Below are 4,786 nucleotides of genomic sequence, written 5' to 3' on the forward strand. Positions count from 1 at the left end.
GTAAGTGGAGTATTGCTAATACAGGGCGACAGCATGGCCGCCTGGGGAAAGATTGAGATAGTTCCGCTAAAGAGGAGGTAGAAGTTTGAAAGAAACTCTTTCATGGTGTTTTGTACCTTGAGCGTAGCGAAAGGAATGATTATAAAAATGAAGGTAGTAAATAATGTGCTGGAACTGATTGGGGAGACTCCGGTAATCAAACTGAACAGGATGCTTGGTGCTGGTCAGGCCGAGGTTTATGTCAAGCTAGAGGGATTCAACCCCGGGGGAAGTATTAAAGACCGGCCTGGTCTTTATATGATTGAAAAGGCTGAAGCCCGGGGCTTATTAAAAAAAGATTCAATAATATTGGAAGCCACCAGCGGTAATACCGGCATTGGACTGGCCATGGCTGCCTCCATCAAAGGATACCCGATTCTGATTGTAATGCCGGAGAACATGAGTGATGAGAGAAAAAAGATTTTAAGGGCTTACGGAGCACAACTCCTGTTAACCCCAGCAGAAGAAGGTATGCCGGGAGCAGTGGGGCGAGCCCGGGAACTGGCTACAAGCGATTCCCGCTATTTTTTGGTACAACAATTTGAAAACCAGGATAATGCAGAAAGTCATGAAATAACAACCGCTCAGGAAATATTGCGGCAAATGGAGCATAAACTGGATATCTTTATTTGTGGAGTAGGTAGCGGGGGAACCCTGAGTGGAACCGGCAAGGCCTTGAAATCATCATTACCCAAGATAAAAATCGTTGCGGTTGAACCGGCAAAATCAGCAGTTTTAAGTGGAAATACGGCTGGAGTTCACAAAATCCAAGGAATTGGGGCAGGATTTATTCCGCCCGTGTTGAATATTGAAATGGTTGACCAGATAATTCCCGTTAGTGATGAAGATGCCATCGAAACCTGTCGGCAGATGGCTAAAAAGGAAGCTTTGCTACTGGGAATATCATCAGGTGCGGCGGTATTTGCAGCCTTGAACCTGGTCCGGGATATGGATCCAAGCCAAAAAATTCTGGCTATTGCACCTGATGGAGCAGAGAAATATATGTCAACCGAATTGTTTGATTAGAGGGGGAGTTGGGGAGAATGAATCCCGAAGCCGTAGTTAATTACTTAATGGAATGGTCTCGACAAAAAGTAAAAGAGGCAGGTGCCCTGGGAATTGTTTTAGGGGTGAGTGGGGGAGTTGATTCGGCAGTTGCGGCTATTATTGCCAAGAAAGCATTTCCTGAGAATTGTATGACTCTGTTGTTACCCTGTGAAAGTGATGTTGTTGATCGCATGGATAGTCAAGCTTTAGTGGAAAAGTTTAATATTCCTTATAGAATTATCGATTTAGATAATGCTTACCATTTGTTATCCACCCAGTTTGAATCCTATCTCAAGTGTGAAGGTTTAAAGGGCAAATTACTACGGGGTAATATAAAGTCGAGGCTCAGAATGATGGCCCTCTATTATTCGGCTCAGGCCAGAAACTACCTGGTTTTGGGTACCAGTAACAAAAGCGAACTTTGCGTAGGCTATTCAACCAAGTACGGAGACGCTGGGGTTGACCTCCAGTTGTTAGGGGATTTATTAAAACGGGAAGTATACGAACTGGCACAGTTTTTGGGTGTGCCAGAAACCATAGTTAATAAACCGCCCTCTGGTGGCTTATGGTCAGGACAGACGGATGAAGGGGAAATGGGCTTAACCTACGAAGAACTGGATAATTATCTGGCAAGCGGTGATGGAAGCCCGGAAGTTATTAACAAAATCGAGGGTATGATGGCTGGCAGCCAGCACAAGCGCAAGATGCCCCCGGTGGCTATGATCCCTCCTGAACTTAGAAATTAGGAATATATCATTATTGGTCGTCGGTCGTCAGAAGGGGGAGGGGTTATTTCCTACCCCATCTTACTATATAACAAGCGATTATAACGAGGTAAAATATCTCCCCCGCTTCTTAATGCGTTCGGTTCCTATTAACCAAACAGGTGGTGGGTTCTAATCCCCCGCCTTGTTGCAGCGGTGTGTTGAAACTGCTCCGCAGTTTCTTCCGATGCTTAAACTCATTTTTCATAGGTGCTTGTGCCCCTTGGGACATGGGATGTTAGTTTCAAAAGAGCAGGAGGTATAAAGATTTGAGTCCTCGCAAGCGGCAAGTAGCTATTCGTATGCTAATTTTCCTGGCGGTATTTTCCTACATTGGATACATCGCCAGCCAGCGATTGCCTTCCTTTGACTTTTGGGTCGTAATGGGCTTTTTTGCCCTTTTTTTTACCTGGGCGATAATTGAAACCATTATATACCGGGAACCACAAACCCTGGTGGTGGAAGACGATGATCAGAGATCCTATCTTTATCTGCAGCTTTCTTCCATGCTGGTTTTATTCGTTGCCTTGCTTGATTTTCTGGAGTTTAAATATACCAGAGTTACTTTATTGGAACCGGAAATAACGATATTGGGATTTATCCTTTTTTTAATATATATAGCAGTCCGCTACCAGGCCATTATTCATTTGGGTTCGTATTATAATCCCCGGGTTGCACTTTATGAAGAACATAGCCTGGTTAAAGAGGGACCATACCGAAAAATCAGGCACCCCTTTTACCTCAGCGCCTTGCTTAGTGTTTTATCCCTCTCTTGCATCTTCAATTCTGGAGCGGCCCTTTTATTAACCGTGCTTGCAGTTATTCCGGCCATAGTCTATCGTATTAATATAGAGGAAGAATTCCTCCTGGAGCATTTTGGTGAAGAATATAAGCAATATATGGAACAAAGCAGTAGGATAATTCCAGGAATATGGTAAATAAACAGATGCCCCCTTTGTTTAAGCAATCGAGAAGCTTATTAAGCAGATTTGTAGAAGGGGGATTAGACCAATAGGGGGGAAAAGATAATGGCAGGACACTCCAAATGGGCTAATATCAAGCATAAAAAAGCCCGCTCGGATGAAAAAAGAGGAAAAGAGTTTACCAAGATAGCCAAAGAAATTACTATTGCAGTGCGTACTGGTGGTAGCGGAGATCCTGAAGCCAATTCCAAATTAAAGTTAGCTATTCAAAAGGCCAAGGCTATAAATATGCCTAATGAGAACATTAATCGTGCGGTTAAGAAAGGTACAGGGGAAATTGACAGCGAGACCATCGAGGAAATAATATATGAAGGCTATGCCCCCGGGGGAATAGCGGTAATGTTGGAAATTGCTACCGATAATCGCAACCGAACTGCTTCGGAAATTAGGCATTTTTTTTCGAAAAACAACGGAAATCTTGGTGAGAGTGGTTGTGTAGCCTGGATGTTTAAAAGAGTAGGCTTAATTAGCGTAAAAAAGGATAAGCTGGACATTGATGAAGAAGAATTTATGCTAAAGGTATTGGATGCAGGTGCTGAGGATGTCAGGGAGGAAGACGAGGAATATGAAGTCCTGACTTTACCAGAAAGCTTTATGCTGGTAAAGGAAGCGATGGAAGAGGAGAAGCTTCCCATAGATGAGGCTGACATAATAATGCTGCCGGAAAATACGGTTGATATCACTGATGTTGACCTGGCGGGGAAAATCATAAAACTTATTGAACTTCTGGAAGATCATGATGATGTACAAAATGTCTACACCAATATGTCTATTCCTGATGAAATAATTGCAGCACTCGATTGACACGGCGACGGGGTTGATGACAACTTTGTCCTTCATACTTCAAACTCTATTTTTTACTATAATTAAGATAAAAAGCCTACGAAAGCGGGAAACTTCCCGCTTTCGTTTTGTATAAAAAAGAGAAAAAATGGAAAACATAAGCTGCAGAGGTGATGGCAATGAAAAGAACTTTTACCGGAATCACTCTGCTGAGCATATTAATAATGGTTTTTCTGAGCGGTTATTTTATTGGCAGCCATAAGGTTTTGGAAGTCAGGCAGAAACCAGTGTTGGGAATAGATGATAAAAGCCAGATTGAGGAGCAGCGGATAAATGAAAAGAGCCAGGTGGTGATGGAGAAGGAATACAAGCGTTGCCAGCATGTGGTAATTTCCGAGTTCGAACCCAAAGAGCAGTTGCTGGGCAAGAGCTTGTCAGAAATAAGGCGGATTTATTCACCGCAAAATGGTTTTACGCTTAGCCTGCAAAACGACACCCTCTGTATCCATCAGATAATTGATGATTGGTGTCCGCTGGATAAGGAGAAGTATCTGCTCAAGGAATATCAGGGTAAAGTTGCCGTTTATCAGGGACCGGATGAAGATAATGAAGTACTATTGAGAGTGACATCTATTAGCATGGAGACTTTGCCTGCAGAGATTCAAAGCGCAATAAGGGAAGGCAAGTATGAGTTTAATAATGAAGAACTGCTTAATGACGCCCTGGAGAACCTGGACGAGTATTAGTGTGCTGAAACCGCTCCGCAGTTTTAAATAAAGACTCTACTGCAAAAACCCTTCTTGTTGCATAAGGGTTGTATAAATATACAAAGCGAGCGTTGGTGAAGCATGGATGCAACACCCGGCGAAGGCGAGCAGGCGAAAGGGGGCGAGCGACAGGACGTCGCGAGAGCGCTACCGACCAGGATGGGAGATTAGCGCGGTACCCCTTGAGCCGCGAGACAAGCCGCAGGTGTTGCCCATGCGAAGACTGCGAGCGGTATATTTATGCAAGACAATGCATATCTATAGCTTTTTGCAGTGACATCAAATAAGAATTAGTAAATGAAGTTAGGAGTAGGGTCCTTATACCCATGGGGGGTTAATTTAAAATCAGGTTTTAATTTTCCTGGAAGATAGGACAGTGAAAAGAGTCCTATCTTCTTTTTTA

5 protein-coding genes are annotated in these 4,786 nt (G+C 43.4%); all 5 read left to right on the forward strand.

Annotated features, from left to right (window positions below):
• Positions 1-147: 147 nt before the first annotated feature.
• Positions 148-1,065 carry a cysteine synthase A gene (gene cysK / locus PHP87_RS10690; protein ID WP_011640844.1) on the forward strand — a complete coding sequence of 306 codons (918 nt, stop codon included), beginning with the start codon at positions 148-150 and terminating at the stop codon, positions 1,063-1,065.
• Between the two features lie 17 nt (positions 1,066-1,082).
• Complete coding sequence (gene nadE / locus PHP87_RS10695; protein WP_011640843.1) at positions 1,083-1,832, forward strand: NAD(+) synthase; 750 nt, start codon at positions 1,083-1,085, stop codon at positions 1,830-1,832.
• Positions 1,833-2,119: 287 nt separating this feature from the next.
• Positions 2,120-2,788, forward strand: a complete 669-nt coding sequence (locus PHP87_RS10700; RefSeq protein ID WP_299921201.1) for an isoprenylcysteine carboxylmethyltransferase family protein — start codon at positions 2,120-2,122, stop codon at positions 2,786-2,788.
• 90 nt (positions 2,789-2,878) lie between these two features.
• Complete coding sequence (locus tag PHP87_RS10705) at positions 2,879-3,637, forward strand: YebC/PmpR family DNA-binding transcriptional regulator (RefSeq protein WP_299921203.1); 759 nt, start codon at positions 2,879-2,881, stop codon at positions 3,635-3,637.
• A gap of 158 nt (positions 3,638-3,795) precedes the next feature.
• Complete coding sequence (locus PHP87_RS10710; protein WP_299921205.1) at positions 3,796-4,362, forward strand: BofC C-terminal domain-containing protein; 567 nt, start codon at positions 3,796-3,798, stop codon at positions 4,360-4,362.
• The last annotated feature ends 424 nt before the right edge of the window (positions 4,363-4,786 follow it).

It is taken from the genome of Syntrophomonas sp., assembly GCF_028707975.1.
In the GTDB taxonomy this organism is placed as follows: domain Bacteria; phylum Bacillota; class Syntrophomonadia; order Syntrophomonadales; family Syntrophomonadaceae; genus Syntrophomonas.